Source organism: Treponema sp. R6D11 (genome assembly GCF_054786075.1).
The window spans coordinates 1-527 of record NZ_BDHD01000780.1 but is presented as its reverse complement, the minus strand read 5'-3'; the positions used below and the strand labels follow the sequence as shown (position 1 = coordinate 527).

Annotated in this window: 1 protein-coding gene; it reads right to left on the bottom strand. The window is 43.6% G+C overall.

Annotation, left to right across the window (positions count from 1 at the left end; genetic code table 11):
- Positions 1-450, bottom strand: a 450-nt coding sequence (locus ACYVTD_RS16055) for a hypothetical protein (protein ID WP_461248684.1), incomplete at its 3' end; no start/stop codon positions are given.
- Between the last annotated feature and the right edge of the window lie 77 nt (positions 451-527).

The window sequence follows — 527 nt, the reverse complement described above, 5'->3', positions numbered from 1 at the left end:
ACCATTACTGCTGTAAATATAAATTACAGGGGCAGACGATCCAGTAAATGCAATATCTGCCGTGCTGTTTATGGAAACTTCGCCATTTATGAAAATCATTGATGAACTGCTAGTAGATGATGACATTTTTCCGGAAAGAGTAATATTTCCCCATGTTACGCTACTGTTGAGAAAGCCAAAGGTACTCCCGGTAATGTTCAATACATCTGTGCCATTGCCAAGCTGTATAGCGCAGTCTGTGCCGTTCGCGTCTGTTCGTATGGCAGTGGTAACTGCTTCTAGAGAGCCTGAACCAACGGCAGCGCCGTTTTTGGTAGCGGTAAACGCATCGCCGCTTCCAGTGATGATGTAAGTTCCTGTGCCGCCGCCGTCATCTCCACTGCAAGCGATAAAAGAAAACCCGACTAACGCTACAAAAGTAATTGCTAAAACCTTAAAAATGTTTTTCATAGAAAACTACTTGTTTCGTGATTTATAAAAATGCCGTTCCTAACAGCGGACGGCGTTTTTCCGAGGATAGTGAGAAT